General features: G+C 65.7%; 15 protein-coding genes. 5 read left to right on the forward strand and 10 right to left on the reverse strand.

Annotated features, from left to right (window positions below; genetic code table 11):
- The first annotated feature begins 407 nt into the window (after positions 1-407).
- From mobC to ACFEMC_RS23300, 3 genes are all read left to right on the forward strand, one after another.
- Positions 408-854 carry a plasmid mobilization relaxosome protein MobC gene (gene mobC / locus ACFEMC_RS23290; protein WP_380176994.1) on the forward strand — a complete coding sequence of 149 codons (447 nt, stop codon included), beginning with the start codon at positions 408-410 and terminating at the stop codon, positions 852-854.
- Positions 851-2,122, forward strand: coding sequence for a relaxase/mobilization nuclease domain-containing protein (locus ACFEMC_RS23295; RefSeq protein ID WP_380176997.1), 1,272 nt, complete (start codon positions 851-853; stop codon positions 2,120-2,122). Before mobC ends, ACFEMC_RS23295 begins: the two co-directional genes overlap by 4 nt.
- Positions 2,123-2,470: 348 nt before the next feature.
- On the forward strand, positions 2,471-2,656 hold the full coding sequence (locus ACFEMC_RS23300; protein WP_380177001.1) for a hypothetical protein: 186 nt from the start codon (positions 2,471-2,473) through the stop codon (positions 2,654-2,656).
- A 293-nt stretch (positions 2,657-2,949) separates the two neighbouring features.
- On the opposite strand, the gene ACFEMC_RS23305 is transcribed toward ACFEMC_RS23300, so the two are convergent.
- The 5 genes from ACFEMC_RS23305 to ACFEMC_RS23325 form a co-directional block, all read right to left on the reverse strand.
- On the reverse strand, positions 2,950-3,258 hold the full coding sequence (locus ACFEMC_RS23305) for a hypothetical protein (protein ID WP_380177003.1): 309 nt from the start codon (positions 3,256-3,258) through the stop codon (positions 2,950-2,952).
- Between the two features lie 36 nt (positions 3,259-3,294).
- Positions 3,295-3,501: a hypothetical protein gene (locus ACFEMC_RS23310; protein WP_380177005.1), complete on the reverse strand. Its 207-nt coding sequence runs from the start codon at positions 3,499-3,501 to the stop codon at positions 3,295-3,297.
- Positions 3,502-4,226: 725 nt separating this feature from the next.
- The gene (locus ACFEMC_RS23315) at positions 4,227-4,589 is read right to left on the reverse strand and encodes a recombinase family protein (RefSeq protein WP_380177015.1); all 363 of its coding nucleotides are present in this window, start codon (positions 4,587-4,589) and stop codon (positions 4,227-4,229) included.
- A 125-nt stretch (positions 4,590-4,714) separates the two neighbouring features.
- A complete protein-coding gene (locus ACFEMC_RS23320) occupies positions 4,715-5,896 on the reverse strand; it encodes a DNA sulfur modification protein DndB (protein WP_380177007.1) in 1,182 nt (393 codons plus the stop codon).
- A 308-nt stretch (positions 5,897-6,204) separates the two neighbouring features.
- A complete protein-coding gene (locus ACFEMC_RS23325) occupies positions 6,205-6,675 on the reverse strand; it encodes a hypothetical protein (protein ID WP_380177009.1) in 471 nt (156 codons plus the stop codon).
- A gap of 289 nt (positions 6,676-6,964) precedes the next feature.
- Here ACFEMC_RS23325 and ACFEMC_RS23330 point away from each other — a divergent pair, with 289 nt between their 5' ends.
- On the forward strand, positions 6,965-7,693 hold the full coding sequence (locus ACFEMC_RS23330; protein ID WP_380177011.1) for a recombinase family protein: 729 nt from the start codon (positions 6,965-6,967) through the stop codon (positions 7,691-7,693).
- Positions 7,694-7,931: 238 nt separating this feature from the next.
- The gene (locus ACFEMC_RS23335) at positions 7,932-9,473 is read left to right on the forward strand and encodes a PD-(D/E)XK nuclease family protein (RefSeq protein ID WP_380177013.1); all 1,542 of its coding nucleotides are present in this window, start codon (positions 7,932-7,934) and stop codon (positions 9,471-9,473) included.
- Between the two features lie 849 nt (positions 9,474-10,322).
- Here ACFEMC_RS23335 and ACFEMC_RS23340 read toward each other — a convergent pair.
- From ACFEMC_RS23340 to ACFEMC_RS23360, 5 genes are all read right to left on the reverse strand, one after another.
- Positions 10,323-11,417, reverse strand: a complete 1,095-nt coding sequence (locus ACFEMC_RS23340) for an ImmA/IrrE family metallo-endopeptidase (RefSeq protein ID WP_380176984.1) — start codon at positions 11,415-11,417, stop codon at positions 10,323-10,325.
- Positions 11,418-12,083: 666 nt separating this feature from the next.
- The gene (locus ACFEMC_RS23345; RefSeq protein WP_380176986.1) at positions 12,084-12,857 is read right to left on the reverse strand and encodes a ParA family protein; all 774 of its coding nucleotides are present in this window, start codon (positions 12,855-12,857) and stop codon (positions 12,084-12,086) included.
- Between the two features lie 384 nt (positions 12,858-13,241).
- Positions 13,242-13,496, reverse strand: coding sequence for a sigma factor-like helix-turn-helix DNA-binding protein (locus ACFEMC_RS23350; RefSeq protein WP_380176988.1), 255 nt, complete (start codon positions 13,494-13,496; stop codon positions 13,242-13,244).
- Between the two features lie 32 nt (positions 13,497-13,528).
- Positions 13,529-14,548: a replication initiation protein gene (locus tag ACFEMC_RS23355; protein WP_380176990.1), complete on the reverse strand. Its 1,020-nt coding sequence runs from the start codon at positions 14,546-14,548 to the stop codon at positions 13,529-13,531.
- 714 nt (positions 14,549-15,262) lie between these two features.
- Positions 15,263-15,469 (reverse strand): hypothetical protein, encoded by a 207-nt coding sequence (locus ACFEMC_RS23360; RefSeq protein WP_380176992.1) that lies wholly within the window; start codon positions 15,467-15,469, stop codon positions 15,263-15,265.
- Between the last annotated feature and the right edge of the window lie 405 nt (positions 15,470-15,874).

A 15,874-nucleotide genomic window follows, 5' to 3' on the forward strand; every position in this document is an offset into this window, starting at 1 on the left:
TCAGGTGGAGTAGATGCGAGGAATGACTACGTTACGCTGGCGCTTCACTTCGTCCCCTCGTGCCCACTCGCTTCGCTCGCGGTCAGGGCGATCCCTGCGGGCTCGCCGGGGGTGCTGGCTCACTGCGTTCGCCAGCACAGAAAGGGCGGTGCAGCTCGGCCCGGCGCAGCGCGCCGGCGGTGCTGCACCGCACGAGATTCGCGCCTGTAGCGCGCCGGCAAGACCCGGCAAGGACCACGCACAGACGATGTCGGAAACGACGCGAAGACGGGACGAGGGAGCAGCGCATGGCGGGGGAGCGGACGCGGACGGTGGCAGTGCGATTGACGCCGGAGGAGTACGCCGGGTGGGAGGCGGCGGCGCGAGCGGCAGGGCGGGGGCGGATGGGGTCGTGGGCGCGTGATGCAGTGGCCGCCTACCTCGACGGCAGCGGGGCGGGCAAGGGCTCAGGTACTGCGAAGCGCGCGGTGACGGGGCCAGCGCTGGGGGAGCTGGACATGGAGGCGGTGACGGCGTTGGCGATGGCGTCGGCGCTGCGCGGGGAGCTGGCGCGGGTGGGCAACAACCTCAACCAGGCGGTGCGGTTGGTGCACGTGCACGGAGCGGATCCGGGCGTGGTGGAGCAGCTACAGGATGCGGTGGCGCAGGTGCGGGCGGTGGTGGGTGCGGTGCATCAAATGAGCACCTCGGCGAGCACTTCGGCGACCAGCTCGGGTGCCTCGAGCAGCACCAGAAGGCAGGCTGGAGGCGGTGCAACGCGCAACGCGCGGGCCAGCGTCAAGGCCGCCGCAGGAAGAGCGACGGCGGCGAAGCCGGTTACCGCGAACCCCTGGATTAGCGGGGACAAGGCGTGATCGCAAAGGCCACCCGCGGGTCGCAGGCGCGGGACCTGGCCGCGTACCTGCACGGGCCGGGCACGAAGGAAGAGCACGTCTACGCCGGCCGGGCCGGGGGTGCGGTCATCGGCGGCAACCTGGGCCTGGAAGGCAGCCGAGACGGCACCACCTGGGCGGCGTTGCTCAACGATGCGGCGCGGATGCGCCGCGACATCGTCGACCCGATCTGGCACACCTCCCTGCGCTGCGCACCCGGGGACCGGACGCTGACGGATGCAGAGTGGGCGGAGGCGGCCAGCCTGTTCGGGGAGACGATGGGCTTCATCGATTCACCCGGCGCGGACGTGGACGAGCAGGCGACGCAGCCGTGGGTGGTGGTCCGTCACGGCGAAGACCACGTGCACCTCGCGGTGTCCCGCGTCGGCCACGACGGGCGGGTCTGGCACGCCCGCAACGACTACCGCCAAGCGCAGGCCGCGTGCGCACTGTTGGAGCAGACCTACGGGCTGCAGGTCGCGCCGAAGACCTCCACCAAGGACACCAAGCGGGCCCCGGATCACCAGCTGAGCGCGGGGGAGTGGCGGCGCGGACAGCGCACCGGCGCCACCCCGGAGCGGGTGCAGCTGGCGGAGCGGGTGCGCGCTGCGGTCGACGCCGCCGCCGGGACCGGGCGGAACGGGTTCGAGGTCGCATTGCAGCGCGCCGACGTCGGCTACCGCGCCAACGTTGCGGGCAGTGGGCGGGTCAGTGGCTACTCCTTCACCCTGCCCGGACACGTCGACAAGGACGGGGAGGCGGTGTGGTTCCGCGCCTCCCAGCTGGACCGGGCCCTGGCGTGGTCGAAGGTCGCCCCCGTCCTCGAGACCCCGGTCGCCGCCCCGCGGGTAGAGGTGGCGAAGAAGATGCTGGAGACGACAGCTCGTCATGAGCGGCGGGTCGAGGCAGCCCAAGCTGAGGCGGTCGCGCAGCAGAGCGCGCAGCGCCTCGAGGTGCTGCCGCAGGTGATCGCGGCTCGGGTGGAGGGTGATGACCGGTGGTGGCAGCTGCGCCGTCGCGGGGGCGAGCAGGTGGAGACCGCCATCGTTGAGCGGGCCCGTCAGGACGCGCACCTTGAGGAGCTGCACCGGCTGAGCCAAGTTGCGTTCCCGTTCGCGCCGGGCCAAGGCCGTGGCGCGAGTCAGCGGCAAGCCAAGGACGCAGCAAGGGCGGCAACGCAGGCCAGGCCGAACCGCAGTGTCAGCGACCTCTCGCGTGATGGTGGGCGCGACGATGACCGCGGCCGCTGAGCCAGAGTGCCGCGCCGTCGTGCTGAGGCACGGTGCTACGCCGTGGTGTCTCGTTGAGACGCCTACTCGAGTGCATCACCGGGCACGGGAGTGAAGACGCCGTTGGTGGGTGTCGAGCACCAGTAGGTGAGCAGTGAGGTGAGTGCTGCCGTGAGCCAGGCCCCAGGCGATGGGGTGGCCCAGGACGGGGTGGCCCAGGTCGAGCAGGTGCGGCTACTGCCTCAGGACCCCCGTGACATGGTCCCCTCCGCGGTGTGCTGGGCGCTGCCCGTGCTCGCCGACGTCGCCCAGGTCCCGCGGAGAGTAATGCAGCGTCCAGCGCGGAAGTCGCTGAGCGCGGTGGTGTAGGTGCTGGCCGCCGCTGCGGACTTCGACGACCGCATCCTGCCCGATCACACCGCGGCCCTGCTCGCCGGTGAGGCCGGGGTGGGGGACCGGGTCTGGCAGAGGCGCACCGCGTGGCTGCGCACCCGCGGCTGGCTCACCCACGGCCCCGGCGGGCAGAGCGACGGCTGGCAGCTGAGCACGCTATGACCGAGCCCCACCCTCAGTCGCTGGAGCAGCAACCGCAGCGGTCCCACGCCCTGCGCCACGCCCACACTGCCGCGACCGCAACCCGGCGCACCGCACCATGGACTTCTTTGGAGGACGAGGAGCTAGCCGCATGCGTCAGCGCAGATGACCTAGAGGCGTCCGCGCTGCGCTGGTCGCGCACCTTCGCGCAGTGGAGCAACGCCGGCGACGGCCCCACCCAGCTGAGACCCTTACAGGTACAGGGTGGATTTAACGGAGTAGGGACGTCGCCTGCCTCGTAGATGTGCGTCTTGCTACTTCGAGTTGCGCGAACTTGCGTAGTACCAGGCAAAGCTTGTCCCGAGGAGAGTTACCAAGGGACCGAAGACGATTTGAATGACTTCACGAGCCTGTTCGAAGCGATTTGTCGGCAAGAGGATCGCTGCGATCACGCTGCCGATGGCGAAGAGGGCGACAAGCGCCAGAAGCAGCCACGCAAGGGTAAATCGGTGCTTGTTCAGGTCTGGGGGAGCAGTAGCCGAGATGGTCTCTGCATCGAGACCCCCTGGCAGTACGTCCTCCTGCAACTCTGCCGGCTGCAGCTCGTCCCGCGCGTCGTGCACCGGATCGTCCTCGTTACTCACTGGGTAGGTCAACGCTCAGAGAGTCAGCGCGACCGTCTTGCCGCACGTAGGGCAGCGCTTGCTCAGGGTCAGGCTCTTCTCGATCACAGAGTCGAGACCCTTGACCACTTCGAGCGGGTCTTCGAGCACCTCGATCACCTCGATCGGCCCCATGTTGTCCCCCTCCGTAGCGCGCTGAGTGCTCAGCGTGCCATGGCTCGCGGAGTCGGAGGCGCTGTCCACGTAAGTCATCTAGTTGTCGACCTCTCGTTAGAGGGGCACACCCCCTTGCTTACGGGCTCTTGGGGCCGACCCTAGCACCACCATCCACACACAGCACGCATCCAGTACGTAACTGATACGTAGATGTGATGCACCAGATGCGTCATCCCAGTGGTATCAGCACGTTAAATCGGTGTACTGTCGCTACATGGAGACCTCAGGTAGTCGTACGGTCACCCGATGTAGTCACTAGCACCTAGCAGTCACCCCAGCCCGCCTCGCCCTCGCCAGGACGATGCCAGCTTGACGACGCAGCGAACCGTCGCACCCAACCCAGGAAGACACCACTAGCCGCAGGACAAGCCCCTTGCCGGGGGAGCGGGCCTGCGCACTGCCTTGGAGGCAAATTTTTATGTCCGCAACCGACCTCCGAACCAAGGGATCCAAAACCCCCACTCCGAGCGTTGTCCGCCTCTCGATTAACTTGGCACCAGATGTTGCCGGCGTGCTTAAGCGCTGGACTTCTGAGAAGAGTATTTCCATCACAGAAGGTATCCGCCGAGCTATCGCCGTCTGGAACTTTCTTGAGCTGGAGCGAAGCCGAGGCAACCGGATTGCAATCATTGAGGGCCACGGCGATGGAGAGCGGATTCGGGAAGTCATGCTTGTTGACTGACCATGCGAGAGGCCTGGTGCCGTCACTACGGTTGCAGTGCAGGTGATCTCAGGGCTGGAAGAACAAGCAATCACTTTCCCAAGAAGGCGTCTCCTCGATGGCCGCAGCGGCTTACGACTCGGAGAGTGCCTGGACAGTGGACACGCCAGGTTGTACCACCCCTAGCAGTCAACGCTTCATCTTTAATTAAAGCATTTGCGATGGATTGCCAGGTGCAACCCGCGTCTCGCTGCTCCACTACGCGCTGAGAAATCTTGATCGGAAGAGACTGAGGACGGCCTAGTCGGACCCCGGCAGCCTTCTTTGCGGCTAGGGCGTCCTCAGTGCGGTAATCGATCAATCGAGGCTCGTAGTGGGCCATTGAAGCAACGACGTGCGCCTGCAGCTCACTTGCAGGCGCAGTGGTGTCCACACCCAAGTTCAGACAAACCAGCGCCTATCCACGACGCTGGGAACGATCTAGCAGGCCGGTGAAGTCGTGAACTGACCTTGAGAAGTGGTCCAGATCTAGCGGGTCGGTCTAGGCGGTGCCCGGACCGACCCGCCAGAGCTAGCACCTCACTGGGCGCGGGTGCGCACCTGCTTGCCCCGCCCGGAGGTGGGGTTCTCGAGGGCCTCGGCTGCGGCGTAGCCGTACTCCTTGACCCCACCGACCGAGAAGGTGCCCTTCTCCCGGTTGGGCTTCCCGGTGATGCCTTCCCAGGGGTAGAAATCCTCGTTGCTCACGATCACACGGCGCGACCAGTTGACGTCAGCGATGGCAGCCCGCAGCTCGAACAGTGACCAGTGGGGTTCAGACCGCAGCAGGGAATCGGACAGGGTGTGGTTGGCCAGGACTCCCAGAGCGAAGAGCACGGTGGGGCTGCTGGTGACCGCGGTGGTTCGCGCCTCCCCCTCCAAGGTGGGGCGGATGGAATCGATGATGATCGTCCACGCCGCAGTGACGTCATCTTCAAGCTGATGCGTGTCAGCGTTCAGCGGCAGCTCGAGCGTCTTGGTGCCGAGCTGGGCTGCGCCGCGACCCACGATCGTGGCGGCGATCGCCTGCCGCCAAGCCGAGAGGGTGACGTTCTCATCGCTGTTCTTGGCGACCTGGCGGCCGTGGCCCAGGACCAGGCCCACCTTGTTGGCGACCTGCCGAGCGATCTGCGTGACGGGGTCGCGGGTGTCGCGCTGCAGCGCCATGCCCTGGGTCATCTTCACGCCCAGCAGGTTGCGGTCGGCCAGCTGCTGACGCGCCCAGTCGCGATCGCGGTTGTGGTGGATGACCACCGGGACCTGGTACTCGGCGAGCTCGGGGAAGGGGGTCGCCTCGTAATTCTTGAACAGGGCCATCAGCTGCGTGTCGCCGTCCAGGGCGATGAGCTTGGTGCGGAACGGCAGGTAGGCGTAGCCGGTCTCGCAAGGCAACTGGTTCTCGACCCAGGCGTCGATGGCGGGCATGGAGCCGTTCAGCTCTCCCTTGATGGTCCGCAGGATGTAGGCGGCGTATGAGGTCACGTTGTCCCGCTTGGCCTTTGTGGCTTTGGCGAGACGCTGGATGACCTCACGATCGGCTGCGGCTTCCTGCACCTCGAGCGGCTGCATGGGCAGCTGCTTGGCGTTCTCAGCTACCAGGGGGTTGAGGAACAGCTGAACCACCTGCGCCACCGGCATGTGGGTCAGGAAGCGGTGCTCGTCCAACGCGGAGCCGGCCAGCGGCTGACCCTTGGCGAGCAGGGCGGGGTTGATCTCGGACACATCGTCTCCAGGTGAGAGATGGCCAGACCGGGGTACTCTGGAGCCGTCACAGCGTCCATGGGTACGGCCTAGCCGTGTGGATGGATTAGGGGTGTCGACCTGCCAGGGTCGGCACCCCTCCTTGCGTTTGAGACTGTACTACCTATACCTCGAGGCTGTCCATTTTCATCTCGAGGTGGGTCTAAGAGATGTCTTCGCTACCTCGAGGTCCAACGTGATCTTCCGAAGCCCCGTGAATGGGGCCTCTAGGTTGGCCGCTGCCCTCAGTCTCGGACATGTGTGGCCGTAACCCTTTGTGCAAGTAGGGTTTACGCCTTCTGGAGGTCGCGGATCTGCTCGCGCAGCTCCTGCAGTTTCTTACCGGAAGGCTTGTGGGTCCACTGCCCCCAGCCGTTGATGTTGCTGCCCGTACAGAAGGCGAGGGCAGGAGAGACGGCCGTGAAGGTCTTCTCGCCCACGCTGATGCGTCCCGTGGCGGTGATCTTCCCGCGGTGGGTGATGCCCTTGCGGGTCTGTACGTGTAGCAGCTCATCGCCGGCCTGGACCAGGCCGTGCTCGATGTAGGGCAGTAGGTCGCCGGGGCTTTCGAAGGGCGCCTGATCCGGTGCAGCCGCGGGTGCTGCATTGCCGGTACCGGTGCTGACGTCGATTGGGGTGGGTGTCGTGCCGTGCGGCGGCCACAGCAGACGGCGCAGGACGTCGTTCTCGGTGTCGGTGAACGGTCGTGCGTGCTGCTGCAGGTACCCGTAGACCTCGCTGTCGACCTTGATGGCGTGCATGCCTGTCTCCCTCGCCTCGGTGCTCTAATCTCCTGTACTTAGAGTCTAGGAGATTAGGAGCAAGAGGTCAAGGGGGATTGTTGCCTGTGCGCTGCTCTGAGCTAGGTGCCGTCATCGATGTCAGTCCCGGCGTAGGTGCTGGCGGCCGAGGTCGGGCCTTGCGCTCACTGCTCTGGTCGTCCAGCGGCTTTTGAGCGGGCCATGGGCGACACCGTAATGACCGTTCTGTTGTTAGCTGGTCGGCAGTAATCGACCCTTTAGTGCCGATGGCAGTGCCAGGCTGGGGTCTGTGAGCCCCGTTTCCCCGCCCGAGAGCCTCCGGGCCACCTCTCGGGTCACCCCCCAGGCCGCCCCTCGGGTGCTGGCCTACCTACGCGTCTCCACCGCGGAGCAGGCCGACTCCGGTGCCGGCCTGGACGCCCAGCGCGCTGCACTGCAGGCCGAGGCCGACCGGCGTGGCTGGGCCCTGGAATACGTCGAAGACGCCGGCTACTCCGCCAAGGACCTCAACCGCCCCGCCCTGACCGGCGCACTGGCGCGGCTGAACGCCCGCGGGGCCGACGTGCTGCTGGTGGCGAAGCTGGACCGCCTCTCCCGCTCCGTCCACGACTTCTCCGGACTGGTCAAGGAAGCCACCCGACGCGGCTGGTCGGTGGTCTGCCTGGACGTCGGCGTGGACACCTCCACCCCCAACGGCAAGTTCATGGCCACCATCACCGCCGGCATCGCCGAACTCGAGCGGGAGCTGATCGGCCAGCGCACCCGCGACGCCCTGGCGGCGAGGAAGGCCGCCGGGGTTCGCCTTGGCCGACCCCCGGTCCTACCTTTGCAAGTGGTGCGCCGCATCGTCGAAGAGCGCGACGCCGGCCGCTCCTGGCAGACCATCGCCGATAGTCTGACCGCCGACGGGGTGCCCACCGCCCGCGGCGGTCCCACGTGGACCTTCTCCTCCGCCCGGGCCGTCTACCGCTCCCAGGCTGCCGCCCCGCTGCGTAAGCAGCTGGAGATCAACGCTTGAGCCTGATCTCTTGCAGGCTATGAGCGTCGCACCCATTGGGTGCGTGCGGACAGGGGTTCAGTTGTCGGTGAGCTGGTCGGATCACCTGCATCTGTCAGAGTTGACGGGCTATGGTCCGTTAAGCCGGAAGGAGGGCGACGCCGTGTCATGGGACCCAATGCTCGACCTGGTAGGTGACCGTACCCTTCTCAAGGTCTCAGCGACCGATGTGTCCGACGACTGCGCCTGCGGACGGCGGATGGCTCTGAAGACCCGTCCCAAAGTCAAGGCGGCGTCATGGCTCCGGACCTACTCCAACGATATGCCCTTCGTCCTTCAGGATGTTCACGAGCTGGTCGCAGAGGCGCATCAGGCCAACGGGATTGAGACCTACACGGCCCTTCATGCATGGCTGCTTCAACGTCTTGATGCTCGAAACTCTCCGCGGTTGCTTCGTCCGTATATTGAGACTGCAGTGGAGAACGTCCTCGATGTTCACGCCTCCATTGAGGCGGAACTTGGGCCGCTAAGGCTGCTCGCCACGAACCCAGTTGTAGGACCCCCAACCCGGCAGCTGACCGTGTGGGGGCCGCTGTATACGACGGACGAGGGGGTTCGGGAAGTGCGACGCGTCCGCGTCGGTTCCGCCCATGACATTCCGTCTGCTGCGGACTTGGCTTGGACAGCGACCGCCGCCTACCTCGCAGCGAAGTTTAAGGGTTCCCCAGCAGCGCACCGGGTTCGTGTTGTCGAGGTGGGCGCCGGGAACGGAAGTCGGGCGGTCGTCTTTGATGATACTCCGGACGCGGCTGTTGCCTTGTTCGCCGCCGGGGCCCAAGACCGGGCTAGAACACTGGTCGAGCAGGACCACGTGGTTTCCTGCCGATCATGTGGCGACTGCAAGGCTACGGGCGTGTGTGACGCGCCGGTTCAGGTACGCGGGATGCTCGGGCAGGAAGAACCGGGTGTAGCGTCGCGGTCCATCTCGCCAACCGCACTGGAAAAGTACGATCGGTGCCCGGCTCAGTGGCTGCTGGATGCTGAGATGCACCTGCCGAAAGAGCAGGGCATGGGTAAGGCAATCACTCGGGGCAATGCGGTGCACCGCTGGCTTGAGACCGCCCATGGACGCGGTAAAGCTTGTTGTAACGAGGACCTGCCCAATCCTGCAGATGGCCACGGGCTTGGACTCGCGGACGGCGTCCTTACCCCTGAGGACTACGTGGCAGCCCACCCTTATCTACTTGGTCATGTTGACGTCTGTCCGTTTCGGGGGAACGAAGCCACTCTAATTTCAGTTGAAGAGACAATTTACGGATGGGACGCCTCTGCGCAAGTTGTCCCGGTGGCCAAGCCTGACCTACTGTATCGGCTCGATGATCGAATTGTTATTCGTGAGACCAAGAGCATGCAGTCCCTGCCTATCAATGGGGACGATGCGTACAGTCGGCACCTGCAGGTCCCGTTCATGCTCGCATTGCTCGACGCAGGGCTTGTGGATTTTCATGGCGCATCGGCGGGCACAGTCGAGTTGGAGGTCTTGAGCTCACATGGTCCTGAGGTGTGGGCTTGGAGTACTGATGGCTTGGACGAGATGGTTGGCGCCCGGGCCGATGTGCGTCGTGTTGTCGATGACTGGCACACGGACACAACGTTTGCTGCCGTTCCTGGCCCGTACTGCGTGTGGTGTCCCGTCCGGAAGTGGTGTCCCGACCGAGACGCCCACGAAATTATCTTCAGCGCCCAGTCTGGAGCCGCGCCTGACGGCTGGACTGACGACGAGGATGAGCCGCCGTTCTGAGCTTGCCATCCTGAACTTTGCATAGAAAGACCAACGAGATGTCTATGCCGGCTCATCCCACCCCAGGGCTTATGCCGAAGCGCAAGGCCGTCATTCCGCCATCCCCTGACCCATCAGCAACGCCGCTGCCGACCGTTCAATACGCCGTTGACTCTACAATCCCCCGCAGTGGCGATCCGCAGGTGGTCGTCTGGCCCGACACCGGCGTCCTGCTAAGCCTTCATGCTTCGCCGAACCCCCCCGACTCACATGACGACTGCGACATGCCCGCCCGGTTCCGGAACCATTACCGCAAGCGCACCAGGCTCGCCGAGCGCGTAACGAAAGAAATCCGCACCTTGTCACACAGGGAGAAGAAAACGGATCAAGATTTTTTGGTTAGCACTGCCGCCAGTATCGCTTACGACCGGCTCCTGCTGGGAGACAACAAGCTTCTGCCCATTAAGCTTACGGACGACGACGGAGATAAAGTTGAAGAGGTCGTAGCTCAGCTCCGCGCGCTGCCGAACGCGGACCAGTCCGTCGGTAAGCACTATGGGGAGGCCGAAATTATTGTGCTTGCTGAAAAGGCCGCCACTCAAGGGCGCCGACAGATGATCCTCGCTAACGACGCTGGCGCAAGCGTCGTCGCGGAGTTACACGGAATCTCAAGCCGACATGCCGCTGACGTTATTGCTGAGTTCTCATGCTCTGACCCGGCGCTTGATGCTGGCACGTGCCTCCGCAGGTTCCTCCTAGGGAACCAGGTCTCTAGCGTGCCGCGTCGCTGCGCACCATCGGACGCGGCAGCTTTCACATGTGCTAAAGACGGATCAAGCTGCTCGCTGTGCCCATGATTGGGCCGACAGGCTAAGAATGGGGCTGCCAGCCAGCAGCAGCGAGCTCTCGTTCAGCAGTCTCCACGTCAGCACGCATCAGGTCAGCGACGAGGTCTGCGCGGATCCAGCCGTGACCGTACGCCTGCGCCGCTCGCGCGACGAGCATCGGTGATCCCGACTCCACATGCTCCGACTCGCTGAACTCCCGCCACCAGTCCACCAGACCGGCGGTCGACATTAGGTCCTCAATGCGAGCAAAGCGGACGGGGTCGAGTTCTTCGGACGGTACTCGGCCGTCCTCTTGCAAAGCAATCACCGTCGCGTCTCGAGATACGCCGAAGCCTGCCATCAGCGACGCCGCGACTGGCTGCCAGCGTCGTAGACCCGTTGGGGCCTCACGAACCGCCCTCTTTACCGCCCGAGTTGGAAGCAAGAGGTGACGGGCGAAAGCTTCCGCCCTGTACTCTGGCAACGCTACAGGGTCCTCGGCCCTGTCGATTATTACTTGGTCCTTGTCGTCGTACAACGCATGGCAGAGCTCATGCGCGAGCGTGTACCGCTGCTTTGACCATACGTCTGCCGAAGAGACCAAAACAACTCTGTTCGCGTCTCCTGAGCGTAAATCACGTACATTCAATCCGTGAACGTTGGTCGGCAATGGCAAAGAAGCCACCGGAATTCCGAAACTTTCCACCATTTCGACCATGTCCACGATTGGCTCGTAATCGCCGAGGCCTAGTATCGCTCGGACGCGGTCAGCTGTAACCATCCCGGCTTTCTTGCCGAACGGGTCGTGCGACAACTTCACGCGTGCCAACTGCTCTCGCAGTGGTGCAACAGCGACGCCAAGCCAGCTGTCGATCAACGCCCGATAATCTAGTAGTCGGTTCGCGTAGGCAAGTGGGCCGCTTAGCGCGTCTGAGCCCTTCACCCGGCCCAGCCGGAGACTTACGCCGAGGTGGCCGCTGGTCGGCAGCTTGCCGGTGAGGACCGCAACAGGCACCTCAAGCACTTCGGCAGCCCCGAGTAGCTCACTGACCGAAGGCTCATAGCTTCCGTCGAGCACTTGCTCAACTGTCACGTCCTCCGGTAGCAGCATAGCTGCCGAAAGCTGTTCGGCGGCCACGTTTGACAACGTTAGTAGCTCGGCCATCCGGGCGCCCGGTGTCGAAGGCGAGCCAGCTAGCTGCGCGGGCACGATCGTCTCCTCCCATAGGCAGGTCAGTGTGACGCGAAGGTGTCGAGGGCTCCTACGGACATGATTGTCCGTAGGTACTAGCAAGCACCGTACGAGCAGGGTCCGACATGACGGTGAGCGGCCCGGCGCCAGCCAACCACAGACGTCAGTGCGACCGCAGCGACTCTAAGCGCCGTGCTCCTCGTCCGTTTGTGATCTTGAAGGGCTCGCTATGTCTATGGTCGTGCTTGCATGTTTACATGTTTACATGTATGTATGCCTACTCCACACATAAGGGTTCATGGACGTATTAGCCCCCATGACGTTCTAGGTACTCGCGCAGAGCGGCGGCAGCAACGTCCTGCAAGGAGATGTCCTGTTCGGCGGCATGGCGCTTGACGCGGCGGCGCAGCGCAGGGTCCATCCGTACGCTGAACATGGCCAATGATGGTGCTGGTGGCTCCGCAGCCATTGCTAGCGTCTCAGGTGTGAGCTGGGCTGCTGGAGCTACCAGCGGTAGGGCGGCAGGTTCGGCAACCTGCTCTGCCGACGGCGCAACGGGGTGAACACGTCCTGGTGCCTTGCTCAACGCAATCTTTGGAGCGGGCTTGGCCATCAGAATGCCTCCTCGCTCTGCAGTGCGATCACGCGCTCGGCTAGAGCGTCATAGACGTCGATGACGGGCTTACCGTCTGCGCCGTAGTCCGCGACCGACGCTGCAGCACCCATGGCGGCCGCCACAACGGCGCGGGCTGGCACGTATGGCTCCCACACGGCGGCGCCGTAGACCTCGGCCACCTCGGAGACACGCAATGCGGACTCTATGGTCCGGTTCTGGTGGTTGACGACGATCCCGGCTAGCTGCAGGCCGCGGTTGTAGTGCTCCGCCACCACGTCGCGGGTGCGCAGCACGTTCTCCACTCCGCGCAGGCTTGCAGCGAAGGGTTCGGTAACCACGACGACGTGGGTGGCTGCAACGAAGCCGAGGACGACGAGCCGGCCGATGGAGGGTGGGCAGTCGATCAGCACCACGTCGTAGCCGCTGAGACCGTCTAGGGCCTTGGCCAAGCGGAACTCGCTGCCAGGAGACAGGTCGGTCTCACGCTCAGCGAGGTCCAGGGTTGAGCCAATCACATCGATGCCGCTCCCCCAGCCTGCGTGCTGGATGGCCTCGGTGGCGATGCCCTTGCTGTCGGCATAGATCACGTCGTTGACGTTGCGCACGTCATCCAGTGGGTCTAGCCCCAGCCACTGCGTTAGGTCTGCTTGCGGGTCCAGGTCGATGCAGAGCACCCGCAGCCCGCGCCGGTCTAGGGCGGCAGCGATGCCAACGACGGTGGAAGTCTTTCCCACGCCGCCCTTCTGGTTGGTGAACGCTACAGTCAACATGCAGGCATGTATACATGAATACGTTCTTGCATGCTGGCAGGCGCGCTGAGCAAGTGCAAACGCCCGACTGAGCTGCCTGGCTTCCCCTCCAGGCACCCGGTCGGGCGTACGACCTACCTTGCCAGCGACCTCGTCTCGATGGCTACGGCCTCGTGGAGCGGCGTCGCCGTTCAGCTAGGAAGTCCACCAAGACGTCGGGCTGCAGGTAACCCAGAGGTCTTTCGTCCACTCCAGAACGTCCCAGCAGGATGACGGTTGCGCCCGCCATGGCCAGACCGCGCTGCATGTCCTCAGGCAGCAGGTCATCCTCCGCCAAGCGCAGAGCACGACGCCGGGTCGGCTCGTCCGCATCGGCCCACCACGAAGCCACCGCGTCGCGCTGGTTTACGCTGACAGCGGCTGCTTGTCCGCAGTCTCCGTGAGCTTCTTCGCCTCGTGCAGCAACCGGCCCACCGTGCCGATCGGCACGTCCATCTCTGCGGCGATCTCACGGTGCTTCAACCCTTGAGCGCGTAGCTCGACGGCACGGTCACGGCGTGCTTTAGCCCGAGCCAGGTACTCATCACGCGGCTCAGCAACGATGTCGCGGATCGTGCGAGGAGCGAGGCCGAACTTGGCGGCCGCCTCACGTGCGGTCATCGTCCGTCGGCGACGATCTGCAGCAGGCACCGTCACACCACCTCTCGGATCGCATCGCGCAGAGCCTGACGCTTCGAGTGTGCCTTGGCGATGTTCTGGCGTCGCGCTTCGAGCTGTGCCGGTGTGTTGGCGCGTCCGCCGCGGCTGCGTCCGTCCTGCACTGCGGGGCTGCTGAGGCGGTTGGTCGTGGCCGCGCCCTTGGCGCGGGCCTCAGCCGCGCTGGGCTGGGCGGCGCGTATACGTCCACGGGCGGTCTGGATGACGACCAGACCCTCACGGGAGAGACGACGCCAGACCCAGCGGGCCACCGACTGCGCGGTCGCGGCGACCTCGGCCTGGGGAAGGGGCACGGTGAACTCAACGTTGATGCCCCCCGCGATGGCGAGAACGGTCTCCTCCCACTCCTGGCGGTCGCTGTAGCGGTAGCGGGCCCGGTAGGCCCACTGACGCAGCCCATCGAAGAGGTGGACGTTGCGACCCAGCCCGGTGCTCTCCGCGGCCCGCTTAGGCAGGGTGCGCGGCAGCAGGTCGCCCAGGCCGGTGGCAAGGTCGCGCAGCTCGTAGGGCTCTGCGCGTCCCCAGGTGGGGTACCAGCCCTCGTGGGTGGGGTTCTTGGTCAGCAGCCCTGCGTAGCCGGCGTCGCCGTCGAGGGCTCGGCGTAGGCCTTCCTGGACGCGGGCGGCGAAGGCGAGGGGCTCAGGGCGCCCAGCGTCGGTGCGGCAGACGGGGGAGGAGAGCACCCAGCCGACGTGCCCGCGCCCGGAGATGCCTTCGGCGACCCAAGACGGTTCGGGGTGGTGGCGGGGGAGGCCGACGGCGCGCATGAGGGTGTCGTGGTGGTCGACGTCGACGACGAGCATGGACAGCAGGGCGCGGGGGGAGTGCTCGAGGTAGCGGCGCCCCAGGGCGCTGTCGCGGCTCTGGCGCCAGCAGCCCAGCGCCAGGTCGTCGGTGGCCAGGGGACGACGCGGGGACCACGACTGCGTCCACGTCTCCGCGCTCATCGACCCGCCGGTGGGGCCGGTCAGGGGGCCGCTCAGCGGCGCAGCCACCGGCCTCGCCGTGGCTCCTGGGATGGTGACCAGGGTGGCTCCAGTGGCACGCACGGGCGCGCCGGTGGGCGCTCCTGCGGCGGTGGCCTTCCCTGGCATGGCGCTCACCGTGGCAGCAAGATCGCTGACAGCGACCAGGACACGCCGACGCGCTCTCGACTTTCTTCGGGTAGGCGGACCCGGAGTCGCTAGCCAAATCAGGTAGTTCGGCTCTCCCAGCGCTCTACGCCCGTCTCTTCGCGTCTGCTGCCGTCTCCCTGGTGCCCGCAGCTACAGCAGACGTTCCCTCGCCATCACCCTGCCGCCGACCTAGTCCCAGACAGATGACCCGCTACCGGTGCCCGCACGGTGTGGCTCTCTGGCGTGCCCCTACGCCAGCCACCTACTGACCAGCTCCGGTCTCACACGTCTTCGCCAAGCTGTACATCAGGTGCTCAACCCGTGCTTCTACGGACCTTCCTCGAGGTAGCCCCGCAGACAGGGGAAGCCACCCCATCGCCTGACGCGCTCGTAGTGCAAGAGGTGTGTCCGATATGCAGCTCGCAGAGCGCGGGGCGCAGGCGTGGGTGGTCTCGCCAGGTCGGACTTTCCCGCTACGGGTGAGAGGCGTCGGTGACGGCGACCAGGACGGCAGTGCGCTGTGCTTCATGCACGCTGAAGACCGGGTGACGGTGCGCGGCGGCGGGCACCGTCCGCTGCCGTTGAGTGCGGTGGCTATTCGGCGACGACGGACCGGCGGTCGCGCTCGGCGAGGACGTCGTCCCAGTCCATCCCGCAGGCGGCGGCGATGGCGCGCAGGTTGTCCAGGGCCGCGGCGTGCAGACCCGCGGCGAGGCCGGCGGTGGCTTCGCCGCTGGAGCTCTCCGCGGCGGTGAGCAGCTGGTCGAGGTTGCTGCTCAAAGCGGTGAAGCTGTCAGTCACGGGGGCCGGCGGCTGGGAGTGCTCTGTACCGGTGGTGCCGGCGTTGGTGCTGGTCGTGTCGGTCATGGCAACAGGGTGGTGGCTGCGTGCGGTGCACGCGCGGGCGCCGCTGGCGCGCCGCCCGCCTGGACAGCCCTAAAGGGGCTGCACCGTCGCGCTGGGCGCGACGGGAAGGACTCGCCCCGGCGCACCGCCGCGGTGTGTTCGCCGGCGGTGCTCGTGTCGGTGGTGTCCGGTCGCTGGGGCGCCGTCGCGCTGGGCGCGACGAGCGGCCCTGACGCGCCCGACCACCACCTTGAGGCAGCACCCGGGTGGGTGCGCGTGCGGCGCTGGGCGCCGCACGTTCTGCAGCCCTGCGGGTTCTTCCGTCGCGCGGGCGCGACGGAAGAACCCGCGCTAGTAGAC

The organism is Kineococcus sp. DHX-1 (assembly GCF_042473625.1).
GTDB lineage: Bacteria > Actinomycetota > Actinomycetes > Actinomycetales > Kineococcaceae > Kineococcus.

Bases quoted from the DNA above. Each gene is read 5' to 3' on its own strand.
- ACFEMC_RS23335 (WP_380177013.1), top strand. From the start codon at position 7,932: ATGGCTCTGAAGACCCGTCCCAAAGTCAAGGCGGCGTCATGGCTCCGG.
- ACFEMC_RS23350 (WP_380176988.1), bottom strand. From the start codon at position 13,496: ATGACCGCACGTGAGGCGGCCGCCAAGTTCGGCCTCGCTCCTCGCACG.
- ACFEMC_RS23325 (WP_380177009.1), bottom strand. From the start codon at position 6,675: ATGCACGCCATCAAGGTCGACAGCGAGGTCTACGGGTACCTGCAGCAG.
- ACFEMC_RS23345 (WP_380176986.1), bottom strand. From the start codon at position 12,857: ATGTTGACTGTAGCGTTCACCAACCAGAAGGGCGGCGTGGGAAAGACT.